Here is a 25,221-nt window from a genome sequence, read left to right as displayed (position 1 = left end):
CGTAGGTTGGGAAGAGTGGAACGAAACCCAACGAGAAAAATAGTAGTTTTAGCTGCCAGCTTTCAGTCAAAGAAAAACGATGTTTAGTTTAAACATCGGTTTTTTGTTTTAAAATAGTTTTGAACATATTAAAAGCTACGCTTTTCGCGTGAGCAAGCTCGGCGTCTACATGCAAAGTTTAACACTGAGCTTAATCTTACCTGTAGGCGTTTAGCTTGCTGACGCGACGAGCGTAGCTCGTAATTACTATCGTTAGTTAAAAAGCGCTTTGCGTTAAATGAGCTACAAATTCTTTTGTGCTTCATTCACCATATCTTTGAGCGCATCAATTAACAGCGGGTCTTTTTTGTTTTCTTTTGCAAGCTCGAGTGCGTGTTTCATGCTGGTAACGGCTTCTTTAAACTGTTTGTCTGCAGTGTACCCTTGCGATAAACGCATGTGAGAATAAGTTGCATTTGGGTAATCGGTAGTAAAATGTTTAAGCGTGGTAATAGCTTTAGCTGTATTACCAAACTTTTGCTGGCTATGAGCAAACTCTACATAAACATCTTGTGGAATTTTAAGCTCAAACCCGTACTTATCACTAAGTGCTTGGTAATAACCTGTAATGAGCGATACATCAGCAAACTTTCCGTGCTCGTCAGTAACCTTAAATATTAGGTCGCTAAATAAGTGAATTAGGCTATCGCTAAGCGCTGGTAGTATGGTGCCCATATGAGTAAAAGCGGGGTAATGCTTATATTCCCATTTAAGCTGCGAGGGCGTTTGTTGTTCTAAATTTACCAAAGTATTTAATACGCCTGTATAAAAGCGTGCTCCTTCGCTTGCTACACTAATAAATAACGCCTGATCACCTTTAGGGTTTTTAGTGTATTTTATAATATTATTTTTTAATTCCTCATCACTCCACCAACTGTTTGGGCTTATAGCTATATAGTTATTAAATAACTCAGGCTGATTAACTAAAGTATAAAGCGCCAAAGTACCTGCATTAGAGTGGCCAATTAAGGTGTTGTAGCCGTTAGTTGAGTAATTACTGTTTATATAAGGCATGAGTTCATCAGACACAAACTTTAAAAACTTGTCGGTTTGCCCTGCGTCAGGCCATTTGTTTTTAACAAAAGTTTGAAACTCTGTTTTAGGCTCGCCTTCTACTTTGGGTAAATAATCGCGAACACGGTTAGTTGTATCAATACCAACGAGCATTGCGTTAGGTATCTGCTCGTAATCAACAAGGGATTTAATAACACCAGACGTCGTATGAAAGTGCTCAACACCATCAAGTAAATAAATAACATAAAGCGGCTGATCGTCTTTTACAGTGTCAGGTATGAAAATTTTAATGGGTCTGTCTTCGTTAAGTATTTTTGACTGCAGAATGACTTTTTTACCAACGGTTATGTCAGTTGTATTGGTTTTTGCGTGGCTTAAAAATGGTGTACTAAAAGTAAGTATTAATACAAGCGATAGTAAGAGCTTCATAAATATCCTTATTTAATAATGTATTGCTTAATAATTGCACGGCTTTAAGCTTGAGTAAATGTTTATATTTTCGGGGTAAACATAAAGCTTAAGCAATTAAAAGCTATCGCTTTTCACGCGAGTAAGCTCGGCTTCTACAAGAGACATTGCACTCTGTGCTTAACTTTTTCGGTAGGCGAGCAGCTTGCTGACGCGACGAGCGAAGCTCGTAATAATTACCTTTTAACTCTTATCTATAAAAGCTTAAAAAAACCTGCTTGCTTAATTATCCGTCTAAGCGTAAAATGCGCGCTCATTTCGGCTTTTAAACTATTAATTCCTTGCCTTAAACCGACCGGCCGAAACGGTAGAAGGCTCTATTAACCGTAAGGAATATCCATGCGTCATTACGAAATCGTATTCATGGTTCACCCAGATCAGAGTGAGCAAGTTGCTGGTATGATCGAACGTTATACTGGTTCTATCACTGAAGCTGGTGGTGTTATCCACCGTCTTGAAGATTGGGGCCGTCGTCAATTGGCTTACCCAATTAACAAGCTTCATAAAGCTCACTATGTTCTTATGAACGTTGAAGCACCAACTGAAGTAATCAGCGAGCTAGAAACTACTTTCCGCTACAACGATGCAGTGCTTCGTAACTTAGTTATCCGCACTAAAACTGCTGAAACTGAAGCGTCTCCTCTTGCAAGAGAAGAGAAGAAAGAAGCACCAGCTGCTTAATTGTTTTGAGTCCTAGCATGGCATGTAATCAGCAGTTACTATAATGGTTAGCCCATATATGAATCAGCTGGTTATATCTGGGGTAGTTTGTAAAACTCCCAAGTTTAGCCAAAGCCCTGCTGGCATCCCGCATTGTATTTTTGTTGTAGAACATAAATCGATGCAAACCGAAGCAGATCTTAACCGTAATAGTTACGTGAGGCTTCAGGTAGTTGCCAGTGGAAAGCAAATGCAACAACAGACTCAACATTTGCACGTTGGGCAGGCATTGCAAGTGAGTGGTTTTTTAAATCGCCACGAAGGTCGTAACGGCCTTAGCCAATTGGTTTTGCATGCTCAGCATATAGAAAGAATTATTTGAGGAATTAATCTCATGGCACGTTATTTCAGACGTCGTAAGTTCTGCCGCTTTAAAGCGGAAGGCGTAAAACAAATCGATTACAAAGATCTAGCTACTCTTAGAAACTATGTTACAGAAAGTGGCAAAATCGTACCTAGCCGTATCACAGGTACTAGCGCTAAATTTCAGCGCCAGCTAGCAACTGCTATTAAGCGTGCTCGCTACTTAGCCCTTCTTCCATACACTGACTTACATAAGTAAGCAGCGGATTAACAGTTTTTAAAAGGTGTAGAAACATGCAAGTTATTCTACTAGATAAGATCGCTAACCTAGGTAGCCTAGGTGAACAGGTTGTAGTTAAATCTGGTTTCGCACGTAACTTCCTTTTCCCTCAAGGTAAGGCAGTTCCTGCGACTAAAGCTAACATTGAAACGTTTGACGCTCGTCGTGCAGAACTTGAAGCGAAAATCGCTGAACAGTTAGTTGCTGCACAAGCACGCGCTGAAAAACTAGAAGCATTAGCAGAAGTTACATTAGTATCTAAAGCTGGTGACGAAGGTAAGTTATTCGGTTCAATCGGTACTCGTGACATCGCTGACGCTATCTCAGCTGTTGGTGTTGAAGTTGCTAAGTCAGAAGTTCGTTTGCCTCTAGGTACTATCCGTGAGACAGGTGAATTTGACGTATCAATTTCAGTTCACTCAGACGTAACGGCTACTATTAAAGTAATCGTAATCGCTGAAGCTTAATTTTTAATTAAGCGACAAAAGCCGTGCTATTAGCACGGCTTTTTTGTGTCTGTAATTTGGCTAACTTTATTAGTTAAGGGCACAGTTAAATACAACCTCGTATAAGCCCCTTTTTTATTCGATTATTTTTTCATTCCCTTTAAACCTTTTCGAACTGTTATTACGTCTAACTTATCAATACACTAACTCAATAATAATAATTAAAAGGCGACATCACGGATGTTACACGTTAAACCCGAACAAACGCCTTTATGCGAAGCTAAACTCATTGAGCGTATTAAATCAGGTGATCAATGCGCATACACAACGCTTTATGAGTTACATATAAAACGAGTCTACGGTTTATGTTTACGCTTATTAGCGGACCAAGCGCATGCTGAAGATGCAGCCCAAGAAGTGTTTGTACAGGTATGGCGTAAAATAGCGCAATTTGACGGTCGCTCGCAGTTTTCTACTTGGCTCTACAGCGTTGCCAGTAATGTTGCGATTAACTACTTACGCAAGCAAAAAAATTGGCTGCAAAAAGTTGTGAGCATTGAACACTGCGGTATGGATGAGCAATCAGCTAATGACTGCAAAGGCTTAAATGGTCTCGATAAATTAATAGTAAGGCTTCCTGAGCGCGCACGTATGGTGTTTGTGTTGTTTGCAATCGAAGGTTACAGGCACGAGGAAATAGCCGATCAGTTAGGTATGGCTGTTGGTTCAAGTAAGTCGCAATATCATCGTGCTAGGCAGCTACTACAAGAGTGGTATGAAAATGAATAAACCAAATTTTGACGACTATTTAAATGAGTCATTAAACACGCTTGATAAAGACATTACGCCACAAAAAGACCTGTGGGCGGGAATTGAGCGAGCAATGGTTAGTAATAAGCAGGACCTAAAAGGCACTGCTATTTGGCCAAAACTAACAGCAATAGCTGCCTGCACATTAGCTGCTTTAATTGCTGTAAATCTATTTGTTATAGCGCCCAAGCCACAACCCGTAGTGGCTATAAGTGATTACTTTTCGGCGCAAAAAAACAGTTTGTTGGTTGAATATGAAAATAAAGAAGCATTGACCACTAACTGGCAAACGCAGCTACAAGAGCTTGAAAACGCAGAGCAAGCAATAAAGCAAGTTCTTGAAAATGAGCCACAAAACCAAGCGCTACTAACAATGTTAGCGCAAATATATCAACAACAACTTGATTTAATTAACAAGGTGCACGCGCCACGTTGGCAGCACATTTAGGAGTACGACATGAAAGCGATTTTATTAGGACTGAGCTTATTTCCGTTGGCGGTATTAGCGGGTGAAAAAATAGATAAGCAAATAGACGTACCAAGTGGCGGCACTATTTTTATTGAAAACCAACGCGGTGATATACATATTACAGGCTGGGATAAAAACGAATTTAAAGTATCTGGCGAGCTTGATGACAAAGCCGAGGGTTATGAGCTTAAAACAAATGGCGATAAAACTCAGTTTATTGTAAAAATGCCACGTAAATCAAATTGGAGTAATAATGGCGATGGCTCAAGCCTAACCATATTTATGCCTAAAAGCAGTAGTTTAGAGTTTGCTGGCGTTAATGTATCGGTGACTGCGAAAGAGCTAAAAAATGGCGCTGAAGTTGATGTGGTTAATGGCGAAATTACGGTAGATGATATTACTGGCAACATTAAGCTCACCACCGTAAATGGTGATGTAAATGCAGAAAACCTAAGTGGTAATATTCAATTTGAAACCGTAAATGGCGAAATTAACGATAGAAAATCAAGTGGTGAACTACGTTTTAGCGCTGTTAATGGCGATATTAAATCAACCTCAAGCGCCAATGATGTGCGCCTTGAAAATGTAAATGGCGATATAGATTTTACGCTATCGTCAATTAAAAACTTACGTATTAACACGGTGAATGGCGAAGCCGAAGTACATATTAAAGAGCTTTTAAAAGGCGGTGATGTACGTTTTGAATCGGTAAGTGGCGATGGTGATTTTTACTTTCCTGACAGCGTATCTGCAAATTTTGAAATTAAAGCGCACGCTAATGGCAAAATCATTAATAAAGTTACTAGCGATAAAGTCAGTAAAGCTAAATACGGCCCAGCCAGTGATTTAGAATTTAGCATTAATGGCGGTAATGCTAATGTTGAAATGGATACAATTAGTGGACGCATAGAGCTTCGTATTAAATAACGCTCATTCACCTTCACGATTACAAAAAGCAGGAAAAGATTTCCTGCTTTTCTATTTGCACAGCCCCTTCAAGTCGATAGAATAGAGCCATTCAATTTTACTACTGTGAAGTTATGGCCAAACCAGATAAGCAAGTCGATACACTTAAAGTTCCTCCCCATTCAATAGAAGCTGAACAATCTGTTTTAGGTGGCTTAATGCTTGATAACCAAGCGTTTGACCGCGTAGCTGAACTTGTTGTATCACAGGATTTTTATACCCGCACGCATAAGTTAATTTTTGAAGCGATGACGGCACTTGCTGAGATTGGCGATCCGATAGATTTAATCACTATTTCTGAAAGTTTAGAAAAAAATAATAAACTGGCAGGAATTGGTGGCTTTGCTTATTTAGCAGAAATAGCTAAAAACACGCCAAGTGCTGCTAACATTGACGCTTACGCAAGTATTGTACGCGAACGTGCTGTTGTACGTGAAATGATTGGCGTAGCGAACGAAATTGCAGAAGCGGGTTTTAATACCGAAGGACGTACCAGTCACGACTTACTCGATTTTGCCGAAAGCAAAGTGTTTAAAATAGCTGAGCAACGAACAAAAAATAATGAAGGCCCGCAAAGCATTCATAGCATCCTTGAAAAAACCGTTGATAAAATAGAAGAGCTTTATCAATCACCACAAGATGGTGTTACGGGTGTAAGTACAGGTTATGCCGATCTAGATAAAATGACGACAGGCCTGCAACCTTCTGACTTAATTATTGTTGCAGCGCGTCCATCTATGGGTAAAACCACCTTTGCGATGAACCTTGCAGAACATGCTGCAATGACTCAAGACAAACCAGTATTAATTTACTCTCTAGAGATGCCTTCAGAACAAATTATGATGAGGATGTTAGCGTCTCTTGGCCGTATTAACCAAACTAAGGTACGTACTGGTCAATTAGATGATGACGATTGGGCACGACTTTCATCAACAATGGGCTTGTTGATGGAAAAAGGTAAAATGTACGTTGATGATGCATCGGGCTTAACACCTACCGATGTTCGTTCACGTGCAAGGCGTATAGCCCGCGACCATGGTGGTATTAGTATGATCATGGTCGATTACTTGCAGTTAATGCGTGTACCAAGCCTTGCTGATAACCGAACGCTCGAAATTGCTGAAATTTCACGTTCACTTAAAGCACTAGCAAAAGAGCTAAAATGTCCGGTTGTTGCGCTTTCGCAGCTTAACCGTACGCTAGAGCAACGTGCCGATAAACGTCCTATTAACTCAGATTTACGTGAGTCGGGGTCGATAGAGCAGGATGCCGATTTAATCATGTTTATTTACCGTGATGAAGTTTATAACGAAGACAGTACTGACAAAGGTATTGCCGAAATTATCATAGGTAAACAACGTAACGGCCCAATTGGTAAAGTGCGTTTAACATTCCAAGGTCAATTTTCTCGCTTTGATAATTACGCGGGACCAGCGGTAGATGACGATTACTAATGCGCTTAGCCACTGCTGAAATTAATTTAGCTGCACTTGCGCATAATTTAGCGCAAGTTAAGTGCTTTGCACCTAACAGCAAAGTAATGGCGGTGCTAAAAGCAAATGCTTACGGGCATGGTTTAGTAACGATTGCGCAGCATTTAAATAATGCTGACGCATTTGCTGTGGCGCGTATAGATGAAGGGCTTGCCCTTCGAGCTGGGGGCTTAACAAAGCCAATAGTTTTACTAGAAGGCTTTTTTAACAAAGCCGACTTACCTATTTTACTCGCTAATAACTTTCAAACTATTATTCATGATGAATACCAATTAGCCGCGCTTGAAAAAGCAAAGCTTGATGCGCCAATAACATGCTGGTTAAAAGTAAATACAGGTATGCATCGACTAGGTATTGCGCCAGAGCAGTTTGAAGAGTTTTATAATCGCTTACAAAAAACACCTAACGCTAAAAATACCGTTAATTTAATGACCCACTTTTCGTGTGCTGATGATGTTGATAATGCTAAGACGGTTCAACAAATCACGTTATTTGATAACTTAGTGAATGGCATTGAGCAAGCACATTGTTTATCAAATTCTGCCGGTATTATCGCGTGGCCGAGCGGCCATGGTGATTGGGTACGCCCTGGGCTTATGCTATATGGCGTATCGCCAATGGCAAATAGTATTGGGCAACAACATAAATTAAAACCAGTTATGCGCTTAACTACGCGCGTAATTGCAGTGCGTAATGTACCAGCCAATGAGGCGGTAGGGTATGGCGGGCGTTGGAAAAGCGATAAACCAACCAAGTTAGCTGTTGTTGCTATGGGCTATGGCGATGGTTATCCCCGGCACGCTAAAGAGGGCACACCAGTAATAATTGGTAAGCAGCGTTATGGTATTGTTGGCAGTGTTGCTATGGATATGATTAGCGTAGATATAGGCGCTAATGAGCACAATATTAAAGTGGGCGACAGAGTCACTATGTGGGGCCCTGAGCTACCAGTTGAAGAAATAGCATTATGCGCTGATACTATCCCTTACGAGCTATTATGTAATATTACACCGCGCGTAAGTTATGAGTATCAGCGTTAATACAGCTATAAAGCGGTATTTACTCTTTTATAAAGTAAACGTCGCTAAAGCCCATACGGGCAAATTCTTGGTCGCGAAAGTTACGAACAGAAGCAGACCCTTTTGAGGTCATTTCTATTTGCTGTACCATGCTTAAGTAATTAGTCAGATCAATACCTTCGGCGGCAGCAATTGCTTGATACATGTCGTGGTATTTATCTTTAGCGAAATTAATCTCGCGCGGTTCGTTTTTATATTTGTAGGTTATTCTACGTGCCATATTAAGCTCATTTCAATTGAGTGTTGCAGCGATTTTACACTGTATTTAATAACGGCTCTAGCATTGAATGACTTGTTGTAATCGGTAATTAAAATAAAGAGTCAAAAATGAAATTATCAGTAGAGATCAGTAAATACCCACTTCACCAAGATTATATCCCGTTTATTCAGGGCTTTATTGACAGATTAAACGAATACGATGATTTAAAAGTGATTACTAACACGTTATCAACGCAAATTTTTGGTGATTACGATTTAGTAATGCAGGTGTTAAATACCGAAATTAAACGTTCATATGAAGAATTTGGTAAAGCTATTTTTGTATGTAAGTTTCTCTCTGGCGACTTATCGCCTGAATAACCTATANCCTGCATAAATCTTTGATCAATTTAACGAATTAAATTGCACTATAACGTCGTTAAAAATTTTTTATTTAGAACAACTAGATACAAAAATTTTTGCCTAGTTCTAGCGTAATTTTCTTAACGTTAAATAGACCCCGTATATAAGCAGACTGGTATAACAATCGGCACAACTAAACGGTAACTGCATAATATGGACTTTTTAACACAAACCTTAAGTGGTTTTACAGCAATGTCGCATTGGGAATATATTGCGGTAGGGTTGTCGATGGCTTATTTATTATTAGCAATAAAAGAAAGCTTATGGTGTTGGCCAGCGGCATTTTTTAGCACGCTCATTTATACAATAATGTACTGGAATGGCGCATTACTTATGGAGTCATTACTTAATTTTTATTATATGTATATGGCTGTATTTGGCTGGGTTGTATGGCGTAAAGGCAAAGCTGCAAATTTAAATATTACATCGTGGTCGATAAACCGTCATGCTGTTTTAATTAGTTTAACAACCGTAGCTGCAATAGTTATTGGTTACGTTATGCAAAACTATACTCATGCCGATTTTGCTTATCTTGATAGTTTTACAACGTGTTTTGCCGTAGTAACTACTTACTTAGTGGCTAAAAAAGTCCTCGAAAACTGGCTGTACTGGATTGTAATAGATGCCGCTTCTATGTATTTATATTATGAAAAAGGCTATTACCCAACGCTAGCACTCTTTATATTTTATACCATTATGGCAGCGTGGGGCTTTAAAACTTGGTACGAAGAGTACGAACAAAGCCAAGCTAAGCCTCTAGCACAGCTTTAATCAATGATTGAGCATACTCAGTTAGTAAAAATGTGTAGTGCGTTTATAGAGCCTACAAGCATTGTTTCAAGCGAGCGATTATTTAATGGCTTTAGTAACGATAACTTTTTAATACGTACCGAGCAACTAGGGTATTTGTTAAAGTGTTATAAAAGCCATTGGCCAAGTGACGGCCTTGAAGCGCAGCGCTTTTTAAGCGACTTTAATATATGTCCTGCGCCTATTTGGCTTGATAAAGAAAACGGTCGTGCGGTGTTTAATTATATTGAAGGCAAGAGCGCGCAATCGGATATAACGCTTAGCTTTATTAATAAACTTGCTCAAGTGCACAATTACAAAGTGTCTACCGCGCCAATGGATATAGCTAAAGAGCTTCATTTTTATCAAAGCACCGACGTCTATACGCAATATAAACCTCAAATAGAGAAGGCACTCAAAGCCGTTGCAGCTATGTCATTTAATGCAGGCTTTTGTCATAACGACTTAGTAAAAGATAACATTATTGTAAATGCTTCAGGCATGTATTTAATTGACTTTGAATATGCACAAACTAATGATGTGTATTTTGATTTGGCAGCCCTTGCAGTGAGCTTTAATCTTAATGAGAGCAGTGAAAGTGCATTGTTAAATAACTATAAAAATAGTATCGATAAAACAAAAACGTTTAATCCTTCAATGGATAAGCTGAATTACTATAAGCTGTTTTTTTTAGTGTTATGTATTGGCTGGTATGAAGAGCGCAGCATAACTAGTAAATCTGTAATGTTACGCGCGCAGCTAACTAAACTCGTTAATAATACTTTTTTATAGATGTTAAAGACCACCAAAGCGCTCGGCGAGCTCTTTGTATTTTGTTACTTCGGCTGTATCAAATTGTGGTTCACCATTTTCATCTTCTGATTTAGCAATTAATAAACTTTCTCTAGAGAGACGTTTTACACGCTCTACTTTTACACCTAAAAACTCAGCAACTTGCTCAGTAGACATTAAACTCATCATTATTTCCTCGTATTAAATCCATCCGCACAGCGACAATCATAGTTTCAATGTTACTAAACCGTTACTGTTTCCTATTCAATAAGAATAAATAGCGTGTTTTTAAGCCATTGTGAAGTGTTTTATTTAAAAGAGTTTAATTAATAAGCATATAAGCTGATGTTACTGGTATTTATTTAAAGATCTCTTTATCATTGCTGATGCTAAAGCACTGATATCGCGAGTTGGTGTGGCGGCAACAAATGTGCTCTCGTGGTGAAATGGATATCACGTGGCCCTCCGGAGGCTGAGTTGTAGGTTCGATCCCTACCGAGAGCGCCATTTGCTTTTACATCTACTAATATTCCCCTCTATATTATCTAGCTTCTCATTAATTACTTTTGTATTTAAAAATGTATTACTGCATAAATTTTGAAATTTTATTGTAAGAACAGCTTTCTAGTTATTTATACAATGCAAAATTGCATTATTCAAAATGTTATCTAACGTTATGTATGCATATACGACGAAATTATAAATGAGGAAAACCGATTCAATGTTAAATAGTCAGTTAGAAATACTCGCTCAAGGACATGCTTATCTTGAAAGTGTAACTAAAGAGGATTATTCGCAAATCGTTGCTCCTAATTTCATTAGTTCAGCTGGGTCACATATGCGCCACATTATCGATCATTACCAATCTTTAATGACGGGCTTTGGTATAAATAATATTGATTACGATAGTCGCCTACGCGGCAGTAATATTGAAAGTAACCCCTGTGAAGCTATAAAAAAAATTGCAGAGATAGCATCGTGGATTGAACAGCTAAGTACAGATGATTTTAATAAACCGCTGTTACTTTCAAGCGAAGTATCAATTAAAAGTAAAAATGTACAAACTGTAACAACCTCATTAGCACGAGAGCTTATATTTGTAGGAAGCCATGCAGTACATCACTATGCGATGATTTCACAAATTACCTTTGCACAAAAAGCATCATTCGACCAGAACTTTGGGTTAGCACCAAGTACAGCCACTTTTTTGAGAGAAAAAAGCCAACAAAGCCAATTAAAATCACTGCAAAGTTAATATGTGCACTTTAAGTTACTTCCTAACTGATGATGGCTACGAGTTGTTTTTTAATCGTGATGAACAAAAAACGCGAGAAATGGCAATCGCCCCGAGTAAGCACACAGATAACGCAATTTACCCTATCGATCCGCAAGGCGGTGGTACTTGGCTTGGTGTATCGCATTGGGGGCAAACATTAGCTTTATTAAACGATTATCAAAGTGCATTTGATATAACTGCCGTAAAGCACAGCAGAGGCCTCTTAATCCCGCATTTACTAAGCAATAATACCCCTGCATTGTCTCAATTAAAAAATATGGATTTATCGGGTTACGCGCCTTTTAAATTGTGTATTTTTCCGGATAAATTATCGCTAAATAATGGTCACATCGCTTTTGTTCGATGGGACACAAAACAATTAATCGATTGCCAAGTTGAATCGCTTGCAACGTCATCTGGCGTTGAGCTAGAAACAGTTACACAAAAGCGTAAACAACAATTTAAGCAATTTATTGACTTAAGATATCCTGCAAGTGAGCAGTTTTTAGCATTTCATTACAGCAAAGCCGAGCAGGGTCAATATGGTGTAAATATGCAAAGAGAAGATGCAATGACAGTCAGTATTAGCCATATTAAAGTTGGTAACACTATACGCTTTAATTATTTTGATAAGCAGTCTCAGCTCATTAGCAGCATTAGTTGTTTAAAAGTGGCTGCAGCTTAACTAAATATTTTTATAGCTGTTACATAACTAAAAAAGTCGACGCAATTAATTGCGTCGACTTTTTTGTTGCTCTATTTTCATCTGCTGTATTAATACAGCGATAAAAATTATAAGTGATTTATATAACCATCTTTTTTATCGCCAAGATAGAGCTTAAGTAGCTTTTCAGGCGCGCTTGGTAGGTGCACACTTAAAAGTAATCCTGGGGTGTGATTAAAGTTACTGTCAATTCCCATACAATGAAATTGAGCGCCTAGCTTATGATATTGCTTTAATAAAATCGGTATGTCTTTTTTATCTTCTTCTATTCCCATAACCAATGTTGATACATGATCTATGTTTAACGTGTGATCATTAATGAAGTCTTCAAACTCTGGATGAATTTTATTATTAAAAGGCGTATTGGCGCTAACACCTTGTTTATTATTAACCATAGCATGGTCAATAATTGCGACAGAACGAGGGTCGTAAAGCTTACTTAATGAAACCGTGCCATATAAAGTCCTATAACGTGGGTTTTGCGCCATAAACGCACCGATCCCTTTAAATAGCAGTAATAAGCCATGGTAACTGCCTTGATGTTTTTGAACTATAAACGAGCGACCCATTTCCAAGCACGGCTGTTGTTGATTAATAAAAGAGGGTTCAAAATTAAACATTTGCGATAAATAAAGGGCGCTCACGTCGCTATTTTTTTGTAATAAATCAGTTTGTCCAATTCGATAAGCTCCAATGATCTCTTCATTTTTATGATCAAAAATAAATAAATGCATGTAGGTTGCGTCAAACTTATCGGTATCACATGGCTCGCCGCTTCCTTCGTTTAATGTACGAAAGGTTATTTCTCTAAGGCGTGTTATTTCAGCAACACAATTAGGTATTTGATCTTGATAACCGTAATAAACGGAGTAACTTTTAAAGTCTAATAAGTGCTGCTCGCTTGGTAAGCTAGCAAGTTCACTCGTCATGTTTGTTTTATCGACATCCTGCATAATCGCTTTTAGTTGCATTGACTGGGCATCTTCTTGCCAAGGTGTTACAAAGCGTTCATCGTTTAAATAGCAAAGCAGGCGCGCAATATCGTTAATGTCGTCAGTTTTCTCAAACTTATTTAATAACTTGGGTGTAAGTAAATTACCAGCACCTAAATTAATGGACCTTTTTTGAATTTTAAGTAATTCACGTATTAGCATTAATAATCTAAATCGGTAGTAAATACGTCCCAAATTGTAAAACATAGGGCTATTTTGACCACTAATAAACACAGGTAATAAAGGGGCTTGTGTTTTTAAGGCTAGTTGAGCCGCTAAGCGATTCCATTGACCGTCGGTTACACGTTGTTTTTTTGATTGAAAAAACGAAACCCTGCCAGCAGGAAAAACCACAAGTAAACCATCGTTATTTACATGTTTAAAACACTGTTTAATTGCACTGGTATTAATAGCTGCTTTTGGTTTTAGCGGATTGGCAAAAATAAAATAATCTTTAATTTCTGTAAATATTTTTAAACCAACGTTAGCCATTACTTTAGTATCGCTACGATAATGGGTGAGTAATTTGGCAATTATTACGCCCTCAATCATGCCATAAGGGTGGTTACATACTACTATGCAAGGGCCTTGTTTAGGTATTTTGTTAATAACACCTTGTGCGCCAAGTACATTAATACCCAATACATTTAAAAGCTTTTCACTAAACTCCTGCTTATCTAAACCCGATAAATTATTAGAGAGGTATATATCACGCAGTTTATTTATACCTAATAAGCTATCGAGTAGTGGAGCGGCTACTTTTAATATATGACCCAAAGGCGAGGCTGTGTTTATTGCAGCCACACTTAGGTTTGATACGGGGTGGTTTAGTTTTGTCATATATTAGTACTCTTAAGAATTTAAAGCAGTTGTTATTAAGTGCTGTGTATATTGAGACCGAGGCAAAACAATATTATGTTCAAGAAAGGTTAATAAAGTTCGCTTTTTTATAATGATTAGATAAATTTTATAGTTAAATCACCTGCTTTTTAGTGATAAGCAATTTAGTGTAGTTGAGATGAAAGTGTTTAATTATTAAAAAGTAAAATAATCAGAATTACAATGCAGCTCAAATAGGGCTGTAAATAATGCTTTTAGTTATATATAACTACTTACAACTCAAAAACTAGACTTTTAGGCTTAATTAATGATATTTAAGGTACATATTCCTTAATAGAAAAATCCCGCCTTTATGCTAATTACTTTGCCCGTATCTGAGCTTACTCCTGGTATGTATGTTGATAGCGTTACTAAGCAACATGAAGGGATCAATAGCATAAAAATTAAGACCAGTGGCTTAGTGCGCGATAGATCTATTATTAAGCGTTTAGTCTCTGAAGGGGTGCTTGAGCTGCTTATAGATTTTGCTAAAGGTGATGCCCCAGTTCCTGCCAAATATAAGCCTCAAAGCAAACCTAAAACATCTAATAGCCAGCAAAAAGCCGAAAAAACACCTATAGCAATCTCAATTGAACAAGAATTTGCTAAAGCGAGTGTCAATTACGATCAGCATGGCCGAAAGCTACAGTCTTTATACGGTGACTTAACATCTGGCCTGAGTGTTAATATAAAAGTGCTTGATGAAATAGCCAGCGAAATAGTCAGCTCAGTTTTTCGTAACGCCAACGCCATGACTATTCTTACTCGTATAAAAGATAAACACAGCTATAACTGGCGGCATATGATCAACTGCGCCATTTTTACCGCTGTATTTGCTAAATACTTAGGGTACAAAATGGCTGTTGTGCAAGAGCTTGCCATGGGCGCGTTACTTCATGATTTAGGCCAAGCTAAATTACCGCAGGGTATATTTTCAAAGCCAACTAAGGTTACTAATAATGAGCTCTTAGCGATTAAAAAGCATGTAGCGCAAGGTTTGGGTTTAGTTAAAGGCGAGAAGGGTATAACACCCCTTATGCTTGATATGATAGTGAATCATCATGAGCGCTTAGATGGCTCTGGTTATCCGCGAGGCCTACAGGCAGAGAAGTTAAGTCGTCCAGCGCGTATAATGGCAATTGTAGATGTGTACGATGCAATGACTGCCGATAGAATGCATCAAGATGGTGATGAACCAATCAACGCATTGCGGTACTTATTAGCCAATAAGCAATTGTTTGATGGTGAGTTAGTACAGCGTTTTATAAAGTGTTTAGGGGTTCATCCGGTAGGAACTATTGTAAAATTAACGAATGAACGTTTAGCCTTAGTGCTTGAAGGGAACGTATTAAATCCTATTAAACCTAAAATTAAGTTATTTTATAATGCTAAGCACAATCATCATGTTACACCGAAAGACATCGATTTAAGTGAGCACACCCAAGAGCTTAAAATACTATCAAGTGTTAAGCCCTTAGATTATCAGATTAATTTGTCTCGCCTGCTAAAAGAGCATTTGTTGAATTAGCCTTACTGCATTGCCTTTTTTTAGTTTGTTTTGCAGAAATAAACGCACCCAAAAAGCAATTTCCCATCAGTGTTAACCATAACAAAGTGCCTAGCTCTACGTGCAATGCAAAACAACACAGCGCTAAAGAAATCAACGCATTTAACATTGCCCCTAGCCAATAATGGTTTACGGGGTTATCGCATTGTCCTGCTTGAGTACATGCGCAGTAGTTTGCTTTGTAAAAGCAAAACACACTCGCCCCACAAAATATTAGCCCTGTAATAATAAATAAAATGATCACAGTTTTACTTCCATTGCGATTTTATAATGAGTGTAAGTTGCTACTAATTTCAAGTCAATCTAAATGATAATTAATTACATTTAGAGTGTTTGCTCTAATACCACACTTCTCATCCGATGAGTTTTAAATAGTTGTTAAAATGTCGTTAAAAAACATGTTTTTTACTGTCTTTTGACGTATTCATAGAGTTTTTTACAAAAAATTAAGGTAGTGTAATCACGTTTTAAATCCTAATAACAACACACATAGTACCCAGACAGTCAGTTTGGTTAAGGACTCAACAATGAAATTTTCTAAAACCCTTATTGCAGCTTCGCTTGCATTTGTTTCAGCTGATAGCTTTGCAGCTGCGTTTCAATTATCAGAGCAAAATGCATCGGGTTTAGGCCGTGCATACGCTGGTGAAGCTTCTATCGCAGACGACGCGTCTGTAGTTGCACGTAACCCTGCACTAATGACTTTATTTAAAGAAAAGCAACTAAGTGTTGCTGCTATTGGTGTAATTCCAGATGTAAGTATTGAAGGCGAAAGTACTAATAACGGTATTGACCCAAGTGCATTAGATGACGACAGCATTGCACCAAGTGCTGTAGTACCTGCTATTTACTTTACTATGCCTTACAACGATAAAGTATCGATTGGTTTTGGTGCATTTTCTAACTTTGGTTTATCTACAGAGTTTAACGACGAATACGTTGCTGGCCAAATTGCTGGCGAAACAGAAATCTTTACTGTTAACCTTAATGCAAGCGTTGCTTATAAAGTAACTGAGCAATTCAGCTTTGGTATTGGTTTAAACGCTATTTATGCTGATGCAACTGTTATTCGTAAAGTGGGTGCTAATGCAAGCGGTATTGATTTTGGTGCTGATGCTGTAAACCTTCAAGGTGATGATACTGGTTTTGGTTTAAACGTTGGTTTAATGTACCAGCTAGATGATAACAGCCGTTTTGGTTTTAACTATCGCAGCGAAACAGACATCACATTTGATGGTGACTTCTCAAACGAGTTACCAGTAGGCGGTACTGGTGGTGCTAAGCTTCCAGGTGCAGTTGATCTAACACTACCAGCTATTGCTGAGTTTTCTGGCTCACATCAGCTAGATGACAAGTTAGGCTTACATTACAGTGTATTATGGACAGGTTGGAGCAGCTTTGAATCACTAGAAGCACAAGTAACGTTACCAACAGGTGATAAGTTTGTTGCGTTTGAAAAGCAAGAGCAGTTTGATGACTCTTTCAGATACTCTGTAGGTGCTGATTACCAATACAACGAAGATTTACTACTTCGTGCCGGTGTTGCATTTGATGAGTCTCCAGTATCGCAAACACACCTTTCTATCTCTATTCCAGATACAGATCGCTTTTGGTTCTCGTTTGGCGGTAACTACATAATTGATCAAAACTCTAACGTTGATCTTGGTGTAAGTATCATCCGTGGTAAAACACAAACGTTCACAGAAGCTGATGACTCGGGCAGCCAGTGGGGCTTCGAATCTAAAGGCCACGCGGTATTACTTGGCGCTCAGTACAACTACAAGTTTTAATGTAGAAGTGTCTTGTGGTTAATCACAGGGCACAAAAAAGCCGCTCACTTTAATTAAAGTGAGCGGCTTTTTTAATGCCTATTAAATAGTGTTAAGAGGCATTTTATGAAAGCTTATAAGCTTTCTATTTTAGTTTTTTGCTCAAGTAGCTTAGTTTTAGCATCGCTAAATTCAGCCAGTTTTGCATTTTCTTTAGCAAGTACAGCTTCAGGTGCGTTGTTTACAAACTTTTCGTTAGCAAGTTTGTTTTGCACTTGTGCTAGGCCTTTTTCTGCTTTTTCGAGTTGCTTATTAATACGCGAAAGCTCGGCTTCCACATCAATTAAGCCCGCCATTGGGATCATGATCTCAAGGTTGCCAACATAAGACGTTGCACATGCTGGTGCGTCGTCTTTGTTTTCAAGCATTGTAAACTCTTCAATTTTTGCAAGTGATGCTAAAAATGATTTGTTTTCTTCAATGCGTCGCACGTCGTCGCTCGATGCATTAGCAAGTAATACGCTAAGTGGTTTACTTGGACTAATATCCATTTCACCACGAATATTACGAATAGCTAAAATGAATTGTTTAACCCACTCCAAGTCATCCATCGCTTTAGCATCAACGCTTGCTTCATTATATACAGGGAACGGCTGAACCATAATGCTGGTACCCGCTGTTTCAAGGCCTGCAAGTGGTGCAACACGCTGCCAAATCGTTTCAGTGATGTACGGCATCATTGGGTGCATTAAACGCAGTAAGCTTTCAAGTACGGTAATAAGTGTATTACGTGTACCACGTTGCTGCGCTTCATTACCTTTAAATAATACCGGCTTAGTTAGCTCTAAGTACCAATCACAAAACTGGTTCCAAGTGAATTCGTAAAGCGTGTTAGCAGCTAAGTCAAAACGGTAGTTATCTAAATGCTCTGTGTAGGTTTTAACGGTTGCTTCATATTGACCTAAAATCCAGCGGTCAGCCAATGAAAGCTCCGTTTGAGCACCGTTTGCAAAACCACAGTCTTGCTCTTCTGTATTCATTAATACGTAACGGCTCGCGTTCCATAATTTGTTACAGAAGTTACGGTAACCTTCAAGGCGGTTCATATCCCAGTTAATATCACGACCGGTAGATGCCATTGCAGCAAGGGTAAAGCGAAGGGCGTCGGTGCCGTGTGCTTCAATACCGCCTGCAAATACTTTACGCGTATCTTTTTCGATTTTAGCGGCAAGTTTTGGCTGCATCATGTTACCAGTACGTTTTTGTACTAGGTCTTCAAGTTCAATGCCGTCAATCATGTCTAGTGGGTCAAGTACGTTACCTTTTGACTTAGACATTTTATCGCCATTGTCGTCACGTATTAAGCCAGTTACATACACAGTTTTAAACGGGACTTGTGGTTTGCCATTTTCGTCTTTTACAAAGTGCAGCGTCATCATAATCATGCGCGCAACCCAGAAGAAAATAATATCAAAACCAGTTACCAACACGTCAGACGGGTGGAAGGTTTTTAAATCATCAGTATTTTCAGGCCAACCTTGTGTAGAGAAAGTCCAAAGCGCTGATGAGAACCACGTATCAAGTACATCTTCGTCTTGGCTTAGCGTTACAGTATCTGCAATGTTGTTTTCACGGCGTACTTCAGCTTCGTCGCGACCAACAAATACGTTACCTTCATTGTCGTACCAAGCTGGGATACGGTGACCCCACCAAAGCTGGCGTGAAATACACCAATCTTGTACGTCGTTCATCCACGAGAAGTACATGTTTTCGTATTGCTTAGGTACAAATTGAATATCGCCATTTTTAACAGCGTCTTTTGCAGGTTCAGCAAGTGGTGCAACACGTACATACCATTGGTCGGTAAGTAGTGGCTCAATTACCACGCCAGAACGATCGCCGTAAGGAACCGTTAAACCATGGTCTTCAATTTTTTCAAGTAGGCCTAGTTCTTCAAATTCTGCCACAATTGCTTTACGCGCTGCAAAACGATCAAGCCCGCGCAAGCGCTCAGGAATTGGCGCATCAAACTCAAGCTCTTTACCGTCAAAGGTGTATGTTTCACCTTGGGTTAAAATAGCGGCGTCTTTATCGAAAATGTTGATCATCGGCATTTGATGACGCTTGCCCACTTCGTTATCGTTAAAGTCGTGCGCTGGGGTTATTTTTACACAGCCCGTGCCTTTATCTTTATCGGCATGTTCGTCAGCAACAATTTTAATACGACGATTAACGATAGGTAATAAAATCTCTTTACCGATTAAATCTATGTAGCGTTCGTCATCAGGGTTTACTGCAACACCCGAGTCGCCAAGCATGGTTTCTGGACGCGTAGTTGCTACTACAATGTAGTCTTTTCCGTCTTGCGTTGTAACGCCATCAGCCAGTGGGTAACGTAAGTTCCACATGTGGCCTTTTTTGTCTTTGTTTTCAACTTCAAGATCAGAAATAGCCGTATGTAATTTAGGATCCCAGTTTACTAGGCGTTTACCACGGTAAATTAGGTTTTCTTTGTGAAGGCGTACAAACACTTCTTTAACGGCTTCAGATAGGCCATCGTCCATGGTAAAGCGTTCACGATCCCAATCAACCGATGCGCCAAGGCGACGAAGTTGCTTGGTAATAGTGCCGCCCGATTCTTTTTTCCATTCCCAGATTTTATTAATAAAATCTTCGCGGCCTAAATCGTGGCGTGTTTTGCCTTCTTCGGCATGCAGTTTACGCTCAACTAACATTTGCGTTGCAATACCTGCGTGGTCAGTACCTACTTGCCATAATGTGTTGTTACCTTGCATACGTTTAAAACGCGTTAGGGTATCCATTATTGTATCTTGGAAGGCGTGGCCCATGTGTAAGCTACCAGTGACATTTGGCGGCGGGATCATAATTGAATATGGTACGCCTTTGCCAGATGGCTTAAAGTAGCCTTTTTGTTCCCAGTCTTGATATAGAGACTGTTCAATATCTTGCGGATTGTAGGTTTTATCCATTACACAGAACCTTAAATAAGTACTTAAATTAGTTGGTTAGTTTGCCTGATTGGCTAGCTATTAATATCTTGCGTGGTGAGATTGGCACCGAGTTGGCGTAGCTTTTTAAAACGCTCGCGGGCTGCTTGTTTAGCCGCTGCTTCTACGGGTACAAAATCAAAAACTTGGTTAAACCGACGAATGTAATCCGGTAATTGAGTAGCCAAGTTAATTAAAACTTTACGATTGCCAACAGGTGGCGTAATACCAATTTCTACAGGTGCGCCGCCTTTAGGGCCTTCACCTTGTAAATTATGTGGCACAAAACTATCTGGATCGAATGCCCAAATTATTTCATCAATGGCACAGGCTGCTTCGTTATCGTTAACACAAATAAACACACGCTGCCCATTTCGATACTGATCGGCCGCAATTTGAGCAGCCAAAGCAAAATGATCGTCAGCCTTCGCTTTAGACTCATCTTGTTGCTTTAGAACGAAAAATTTAGCGTTCATGTTCATTGTATCGGGGTTTCCCATGACATTGAATGTATACCAAATTGATATACATAAATTAAGAGGCAGATTTTGCCATATAACGGGGTTTGCTTCAATTAATACACAAATAAATAAGGCGCCAAATGGCGCCTTATAAGTAGCTAAACAGTGTGTTTAATCTTGAGCGGCTTCACTTACGCCAGCTCTATTTAATAAATACTGAGTAAGCATTGGAACAGGACGGCCCGTTGCGCCTTTTTTAGCGCCACTGCGCCACGCTGTACCCGCAACATCTAAATGCGCCCAATGATACTTTTTAGTAAATTTAGACAAGAAACATGCCGCAGTAATAGTACCCGCAGAGCGTCCACCTAAGTTTGTAAAGTCAGCAAATGGGCTTTCTAGCTGATCTTGATAGTCATCCCATAACGGTAACTGCCATGCACGGTCGCCACTTTGCTCAGACGCTTTTAATAAATCGTGTGCAAGTGGGTTATGGTTTGATAGTAAACCAGTCGCATGCGCGCCAAGGGCTACAATACACGCGCCAGTAAGTGTTGCTACGTCAATAACCGTATCTGGATTAAAGCGTTCAACGTACGTTAGTGCGTCGCACAATACTAAACGACCTTCAGCGTCGGTGTTTAACACTTCAACTGTTTGCCCTGACATTGTTGTTAAAATATCACCCGGGCGATACGCGTTTGAGCCAGGCATATTTTCACAGCCAGCTAAAACACCAATAACGTTAATTGGCAATTGCATTTGTGCAAGTGCACGCATTGCGCCAATAACACCTGCAGCGCCGCCCATGTCGTATTTCATTTCGTCCATGCCTTCGCCTGGTTTTAATGAAATACCGCCTGAGTCAAACGTTAAGCCTTTACCAACAAGTACAATAGGGGCTTGGTCGTCAGCGGCGCCTTTGTAGTTAATAATCGACATAATTGATTCGTTATCACTACCTCGGCCAACAGCTAGGTAAGAATTCATACCTAGTTCTGCCATTTGCTTTTCGCCAATAATATCAACAGTGATGTTGTCAAAATTAGTTGCCAACTCTTGTGCTTGCTCGCCTAAGTACACTGGGTTACAAATATTTGGTGGCATATTAGCCACGTCTTTACACAGCTTACTACCTGCAGCAATGGCTAAACCATGCTCAATGGCACTTTCGCCAATCGTTAGTTCGCGTCGTGTTGGTACGTTAAACACCATTTTACGAAGTGGACGACGAGGGTCTACTTTTTTACTTTTTAATTGGTTAAACGTATATAAGCAATCTTGCGTTGTTTCTACTGCTTGACGAACTTTCCAGTAAGTGTCGCGACCTTTAACGTGTTGCTCTGTTAAAAAGCAGACTGCTTCCATAGAGCCTGTTTCGTTTAAGGTATTAATAGTTTTAGAAATAATTTGTTTATATTGCTTATCATCAAGCTCGCGCTCTTTACCACAACCAACAAGCAATATACGCTCGCTTAATACATTAGGTACATGATGCAATAATAAAACTTGGCCTGGCTTACCTTCTAAGTCGCCACGGCGAAGTAAATTAGAGATATAGCCATCACTAATTTTATCGAGTTGTTCACCAATGGGGGATAACCTACGTGGCTCGTAAACGCCAACCACAATACATGCGCTGCGCTGTTTTTCTGGGCTACCACTTTTTACGTTAAATTCCATTGTCACTCCTGATTTTGAGTCATTTAAGTTAGTAAGTTGGGGCTAAAAAAGTATTTTCTAGTCTTATCTACGTAACTTATGTAAGGATAATTCTTATTTTAGCTGATTTTGCTAGACTCTTACTGTGTAATTGAACTTTATATGCTTAAGGGCTACTAATGCAACATTATATCGTGCACTTAGGTAGGATAATTAAATTTGATGGCTTATAATAATAGCCTATTTGCCGGTATTAATTGGGTAAAATAGCTATTTAACTATTCAATTCTCACTATCGTAGTGAAATTCCATGTTTAACAGGGGCGAGCATTGCTAATTTTCCGTTATTTGACCGCTGAGGTTTTAAAATCGCAGGTCGCCGTATTTTTAACTTTAATGACAATCTTTTTGTCACAAAAGTTAGTTGGTATTTTAGGTGATGCCTCTGAGGGCAGCATTCCTGCTAAATTAGTGCTATCGATGATTGCACTAAAGCTTCCACAACTAGCCTCGCTAATACTTCCGCTGAGTATATTTTTAGGCATTATTTTGGCTTACAGCCGTATTTACGCCGATAGCGAAATGACCGTCCTTAAAGCCTGTGGCGTAAGTGAATGGTATGTTGTGCGCGTAACGCTTATATCAAGCGTTGGGCTTGCCATATTAGCCGCTGCATTGACTATGTATATAGCGCCGTGGGCAAGCGAGCAAGAGTATCAATTGAAAGAACAAGCCAAAGCCGATGCAGGATTATCTGCACTCAGAGCTGGGCGGTTCCAAGAAACCGGTAACGAAAAAGCCGTGGTGTTTATTCATAATATTGAAAAAGGCGGCAAAGAGCTTAATAAGGTATTTGTTGCACAGTTACCTGATAGCGAAAAAGGCAATCTAGCGCGCTTAGTATATGCACAGCAAGGTGTTGTGGTTGAAGCCGTAAATGGTGAGCAACAGCTAGTACTAACAGACGGTAAACGTTACGAAACAGACGGCACAACGCCTGCACTTAATTTAACAGAATTTGATGGTTACAGCGTACAAATACGAGAACAAGAAATAGAGCATCAACGCCGTAAATTAGAGGCTGTGCCAACTAACCAATTATTGGCTATAAACACTCCTGAATCTATTGCTCAATGGCAATGGCGACTCGCTATTCCGTTATCAATCCCACTACTTACCTTACTGGCAGTGCCGCTAAGTGTGGTTAATCCTCGCCAAGGTAAATTTGCAAAACTAGTGCCTGCTATTAGCTTGTACTTAGGCTATTTTATTTTACTAAATGCCGCTAAATTTGCAGTTGAAGATGGCAAAATCCCGCCTTCAATCGGCTTGTGGTGGATTCATCTAAGTGCCTTGTTTATAGGTGGGTTATTAATTATAAAAGGGCGACCGCTGGGCGCTTGGCTTAAAGCCGTAGTAACTAAGCGGGAGTTAGGCTCATGATGAAAACGCTTGATTGGTATTTAGGCCGCAGTATTTTACAAACTACCGGCTTTGCATTGTTGGTACTTGTTGGTATTAGCACCTTAATTAAATTTATCGACCAGTTGAAGTCGGTAGGGCGCGGCAGTTACGACTTAATGACCGCAATGCTTTACACGCTTTACACAATACCTGGCGATTTAGTGGTGTTTTTTCCGATGGCTGCGCTAATTGGTGGCTTAACGGGTTTAGGGGCACTTGCCTCAAACAGTGAGCTGGTAGTGATGCAAGCAGCCGGTATGTCGCGCTTACAAATAATTGGCTCTGTGATGAAAACAGCCATATTTATGGCTGTATGCATGATGGCTCTTGGCGAATGGGGTGCACCTGAAGCGCAATTACACGCTAAAGAAATGCGTAACCAAGCAATACATGGCGGCGATGTGTTTAATACACAAAAAGGTGTATGGGCTAAAGACGGCAATAATTTTATTAATATTGAAGATGTTGATGAAAACGGCAGGCTCAACGGGGTACACATGTACCACTTTGATAAATCGTTAGAGCTTACCCAAATTACTAAAGCAAGAGATGCACTAAGCCGAAAAGAAGGCTGGCTACTTCGTGACGTAAATAAGGTTATTATTACTAGCGAAAAAACCACAACAGAGCAATTACCAGAGGAGTTTTATCCTTCGCAACTCACAGCTGAAAAGTTAGGGGTTGTTTCGGTAAAACCGGAGTCACTTTCATTTACTGGGCTTTGGTCGTATTTAAGTTACTTAGAGCAAAACGAACAAGACACAAGTACCTACGAGCTTGCTCTATGGCGTAAGTTGATGCAGCCAGTATCTGTTGCGGTAATGCTGCTGGTGGCGCTCTCGTTTATATTTGGCCCGCTGCGTACCGTTACTATGGGCGCACGCATTATTATGGGTGTTGTAACGGGGATTGTGTTTCACTTAACTAATGAAATATTTGGTCCTGTAGTTATGGTTTACCAAATACCTGCCATTATAGGTGCGGTATTACCCAGTATTATATTTATAGGCTTTGCGACATATTTGATGAATAAACGGGTATAGAGTGCCTATTCAAAGCATTAAAAAGGGTGACCACTGGTCACCCTTTCTGCTTTTTAATTACTGCTTAATTACCGCTTAACTCACGAT

General features: G+C 39.5%; 26 protein-coding genes and 1 tRNA gene. 19 read left to right on the top strand and 8 right to left on the bottom strand.

Annotation, left to right across the window (positions count from 1 at the left end; translation table 11 throughout):
- Nucleotides 1-282: 282 nt before the first annotated feature.
- Nucleotides 283-1,482: an alpha/beta hydrolase-fold protein gene (locus I6E70_RS12575; protein ID WP_197188847.1), complete on the bottom strand. Its 1,200-nt coding sequence runs from the start codon at nt 1,480-1,482 to the stop codon at nt 283-285.
- Nucleotides 1,483-1,860: 378 nt separating this feature from the next.
- Between I6E70_RS12575 and rpsF the strand changes: the two genes are divergently transcribed.
- The 9 genes from rpsF (at nt 1,861) to alr (ending at nt 8,048) form a co-directional block, all read left to right on the top strand.
- Nucleotides 1,861-2,202: a 30S ribosomal protein S6 gene (gene rpsF, locus I6E70_RS12570; protein ID WP_007378473.1), complete on the top strand. Its 342-nt coding sequence runs from the start codon at nt 1,861-1,863 to the stop codon at nt 2,200-2,202.
- A gap of 43 nt (nt 2,203-2,245) precedes the next feature.
- A complete protein-coding gene (gene priB / locus I6E70_RS12565; protein ID WP_004588456.1) occupies nt 2,246-2,563 on the top strand; it encodes a primosomal replication protein N in 318 nt (105 codons plus the stop codon).
- A gap of 12 nt (nt 2,564-2,575) precedes the next feature.
- Nucleotides 2,576-2,803, top strand: a complete 228-nt coding sequence (rpsR, locus tag I6E70_RS12560; protein WP_007378475.1) for a 30S ribosomal protein S18 — start codon at nt 2,576-2,578, stop codon at nt 2,801-2,803.
- 35 nt (nt 2,804-2,838) lie between these two features.
- Nucleotides 2,839-3,291, top strand: a complete 453-nt coding sequence (gene rplI, locus I6E70_RS12555; RefSeq protein WP_002962755.1) for a 50S ribosomal protein L9 — start codon at nt 2,839-2,841, stop codon at nt 3,289-3,291.
- Between the two features lie 219 nt (nt 3,292-3,510).
- Nucleotides 3,511-4,059 carry an RNA polymerase sigma factor gene (locus I6E70_RS12550; RefSeq protein WP_197188846.1) on the top strand — a complete coding sequence of 183 codons (549 nt, stop codon included), beginning with the start codon at nt 3,511-3,513 and terminating at the stop codon, nt 4,057-4,059.
- Nucleotides 4,046-4,528 carry a hypothetical protein gene (locus tag I6E70_RS12545; RefSeq protein WP_197188845.1) on the top strand — a complete coding sequence of 161 codons (483 nt, stop codon included), beginning with the start codon at nt 4,046-4,048 and terminating at the stop codon, nt 4,526-4,528. Before I6E70_RS12550 ends, I6E70_RS12545 begins: the two co-directional genes overlap by 14 nt.
- A gap of 9 nt (nt 4,529-4,537) precedes the next feature.
- Nucleotides 4,538-5,476: a DUF4097 family beta strand repeat-containing protein gene (locus I6E70_RS12540; RefSeq protein WP_007587309.1), complete on the top strand. Its 939-nt coding sequence runs from the start codon at nt 4,538-4,540 to the stop codon at nt 5,474-5,476.
- Nucleotides 5,477-5,589: 113 nt separating this feature from the next.
- The gene (gene dnaB / locus I6E70_RS12535) at nt 5,590-6,969 is read left to right on the top strand and encodes a replicative DNA helicase (protein ID WP_007587308.1); all 1,380 of its coding nucleotides are present in this window, start codon (nt 5,590-5,592) and stop codon (nt 6,967-6,969) included.
- Nucleotides 6,969-8,048, top strand: a complete 1,080-nt coding sequence (alr, locus tag I6E70_RS12530; protein ID WP_197188844.1) for an alanine racemase — start codon at nt 6,969-6,971, stop codon at nt 8,046-8,048. Before dnaB ends, alr begins: the two co-directional genes overlap by 1 nt.
- A gap of 19 nt (nt 8,049-8,067) precedes the next feature.
- On the opposite strand, the gene I6E70_RS12525 is transcribed toward alr, so the two are convergent.
- Complete coding sequence (locus tag I6E70_RS12525) at nt 8,068-8,307, bottom strand: DUF2960 domain-containing protein (RefSeq protein ID WP_007587305.1); 240 nt, start codon at nt 8,305-8,307, stop codon at nt 8,068-8,070.
- 107 nt (nt 8,308-8,414) lie between these two features.
- On the opposite strand from I6E70_RS12525, the gene I6E70_RS12520 reads away from it, so the two are divergent.
- The 3 genes from I6E70_RS12520 (at nt 8,415) to I6E70_RS12510 (ending at nt 10,289) form a co-directional block, all read left to right on the top strand.
- Nucleotides 8,415-8,666 carry a hypothetical protein gene (locus I6E70_RS12520; protein ID WP_007587304.1) on the top strand — a complete coding sequence of 84 codons (252 nt, stop codon included), beginning with the start codon at nt 8,415-8,417 and terminating at the stop codon, nt 8,664-8,666.
- A 195-nt stretch (nt 8,667-8,861) separates the two neighbouring features.
- Nucleotides 8,862-9,479 (top strand): nicotinamide riboside transporter PnuC, encoded by a 618-nt coding sequence (gene pnuC, locus I6E70_RS12515; RefSeq protein ID WP_007587303.1) that lies wholly within the window; start codon nt 8,862-8,864, stop codon nt 9,477-9,479.
- Between the two features lie 3 nt (nt 9,480-9,482).
- Nucleotides 9,483-10,289, top strand: coding sequence for a phosphotransferase (locus I6E70_RS12510; protein ID WP_197188843.1), 807 nt, complete (start codon nt 9,483-9,485; stop codon nt 10,287-10,289).
- 3 nt (nt 10,290-10,292) lie between these two features.
- Here I6E70_RS12510 and I6E70_RS12505 read toward each other — a convergent pair whose 3' ends face one another.
- Nucleotides 10,293-10,475 (bottom strand): hypothetical protein, encoded by a 183-nt coding sequence (locus I6E70_RS12505; RefSeq protein ID WP_007587299.1) that lies wholly within the window; start codon nt 10,473-10,475, stop codon nt 10,293-10,295.
- Between the two features lie 246 nt (nt 10,476-10,721).
- On the opposite strand from I6E70_RS12505, the gene I6E70_RS12500 reads away from it, so the two are divergent.
- From I6E70_RS12500 to I6E70_RS12490, 3 genes are all read left to right on the top strand, one after another.
- Nucleotides 10,722-10,796: transfer RNA gene (locus tag I6E70_RS12500), tRNA-Arg, on the top strand.
- Nucleotides 10,797-10,992: 196 nt separating this feature from the next.
- A complete protein-coding gene (locus I6E70_RS12495) occupies nt 10,993-11,544 on the top strand; it encodes a hypothetical protein (protein WP_231620110.1) in 552 nt (183 codons plus the stop codon).
- A gap of 1 nt (nt 11,545) precedes the next feature.
- Nucleotides 11,546-12,250 (top strand): NRDE family protein, encoded by a 705-nt coding sequence (locus tag I6E70_RS12490; RefSeq protein WP_197188842.1) that lies wholly within the window; start codon nt 11,546-11,548, stop codon nt 12,248-12,250.
- A gap of 107 nt (nt 12,251-12,357) precedes the next feature.
- Here the strand turns inward: I6E70_RS12490 and I6E70_RS12485 are convergent, their stop codons facing one another.
- Nucleotides 12,358-14,121, bottom strand: a complete 1,764-nt coding sequence (locus tag I6E70_RS12485) for a lysophospholipid acyltransferase family protein (RefSeq protein WP_197188841.1) — start codon at nt 14,119-14,121, stop codon at nt 12,358-12,360.
- A gap of 352 nt (nt 14,122-14,473) precedes the next feature.
- Between I6E70_RS12485 and I6E70_RS12480 the strand changes: the two genes are divergently transcribed.
- Nucleotides 14,474-15,688, top strand: a complete 1,215-nt coding sequence (locus tag I6E70_RS12480) for an HD-GYP domain-containing protein (RefSeq protein ID WP_007587289.1) — start codon at nt 14,474-14,476, stop codon at nt 15,686-15,688.
- On the opposite strand, the gene I6E70_RS20705 is transcribed toward I6E70_RS12480, so the two are convergent.
- A complete protein-coding gene (locus tag I6E70_RS20705) occupies nt 15,648-15,971 on the bottom strand; it encodes a hypothetical protein (protein WP_165725768.1) in 324 nt (107 codons plus the stop codon). The genes I6E70_RS12480 and I6E70_RS20705 overlap by 41 nt on opposite strands.
- A 283-nt stretch (nt 15,972-16,254) precedes the next feature.
- Here I6E70_RS20705 and I6E70_RS12475 point away from each other — a divergent pair, with 283 nt between their 5' ends.
- Nucleotides 16,255-17,517 (top strand): outer membrane protein transport protein, encoded by a 1,263-nt coding sequence (locus I6E70_RS12475; protein WP_197188840.1) that lies wholly within the window; start codon nt 16,255-16,257, stop codon nt 17,515-17,517.
- Between the two features lie 113 nt (nt 17,518-17,630).
- On the opposite strand, the gene I6E70_RS12470 is transcribed toward I6E70_RS12475, so the two are convergent.
- The 3 genes from I6E70_RS12470 to pepA all read right to left on the bottom strand — a co-directional run bounded on the left by I6E70_RS12470 (nt 17,631) and on the right by pepA (nt 22,648).
- Complete coding sequence (locus tag I6E70_RS12470; RefSeq protein ID WP_197188839.1) at nt 17,631-20,486, bottom strand: valine--tRNA ligase; 2,856 nt, start codon at nt 20,484-20,486, stop codon at nt 17,631-17,633.
- 53 nt (nt 20,487-20,539) lie between these two features.
- A complete protein-coding gene (locus I6E70_RS12465; RefSeq protein ID WP_007587285.1) occupies nt 20,540-20,986 on the bottom strand; it encodes a DNA polymerase III subunit chi in 447 nt (148 codons plus the stop codon).
- A 150-nt stretch (nt 20,987-21,136) separates the two neighbouring features.
- Nucleotides 21,137-22,648 carry a leucyl aminopeptidase gene (gene pepA, locus I6E70_RS12460; protein WP_007587283.1) on the bottom strand — a complete coding sequence of 504 codons (1,512 nt, stop codon included), beginning with the start codon at nt 22,646-22,648 and terminating at the stop codon, nt 21,137-21,139.
- Between the two features lie 309 nt (nt 22,649-22,957).
- Here pepA and lptF point away from each other — a divergent pair, with 309 nt between their 5' ends.
- Together lptF and lptG are read left to right on the top strand one after the other, a co-directional pair.
- A complete protein-coding gene (gene lptF, locus I6E70_RS12455; RefSeq protein WP_007587281.1) occupies nt 22,958-24,070 on the top strand; it encodes an LPS export ABC transporter permease LptF in 1,113 nt (370 codons plus the stop codon).
- The gene (lptG, locus tag I6E70_RS12450) at nt 24,067-25,134 is read left to right on the top strand and encodes an LPS export ABC transporter permease LptG (RefSeq protein ID WP_007587278.1); all 1,068 of its coding nucleotides are present in this window, start codon (nt 24,067-24,069) and stop codon (nt 25,132-25,134) included. Before lptF ends, lptG begins: the two co-directional genes overlap by 4 nt.
- Nucleotides 25,135-25,221 lie beyond the last annotated feature (87 nt).

The sequence above is a fragment of the Pseudoalteromonas sp. NGC95 genome, from assembly GCF_015864705.1.
Lineage (GTDB): Bacteria > Pseudomonadota > Gammaproteobacteria > Enterobacterales > Alteromonadaceae > Pseudoalteromonas > Pseudoalteromonas arctica.
This window is presented reverse-complemented; position numbering and strand designations above follow the sequence as displayed.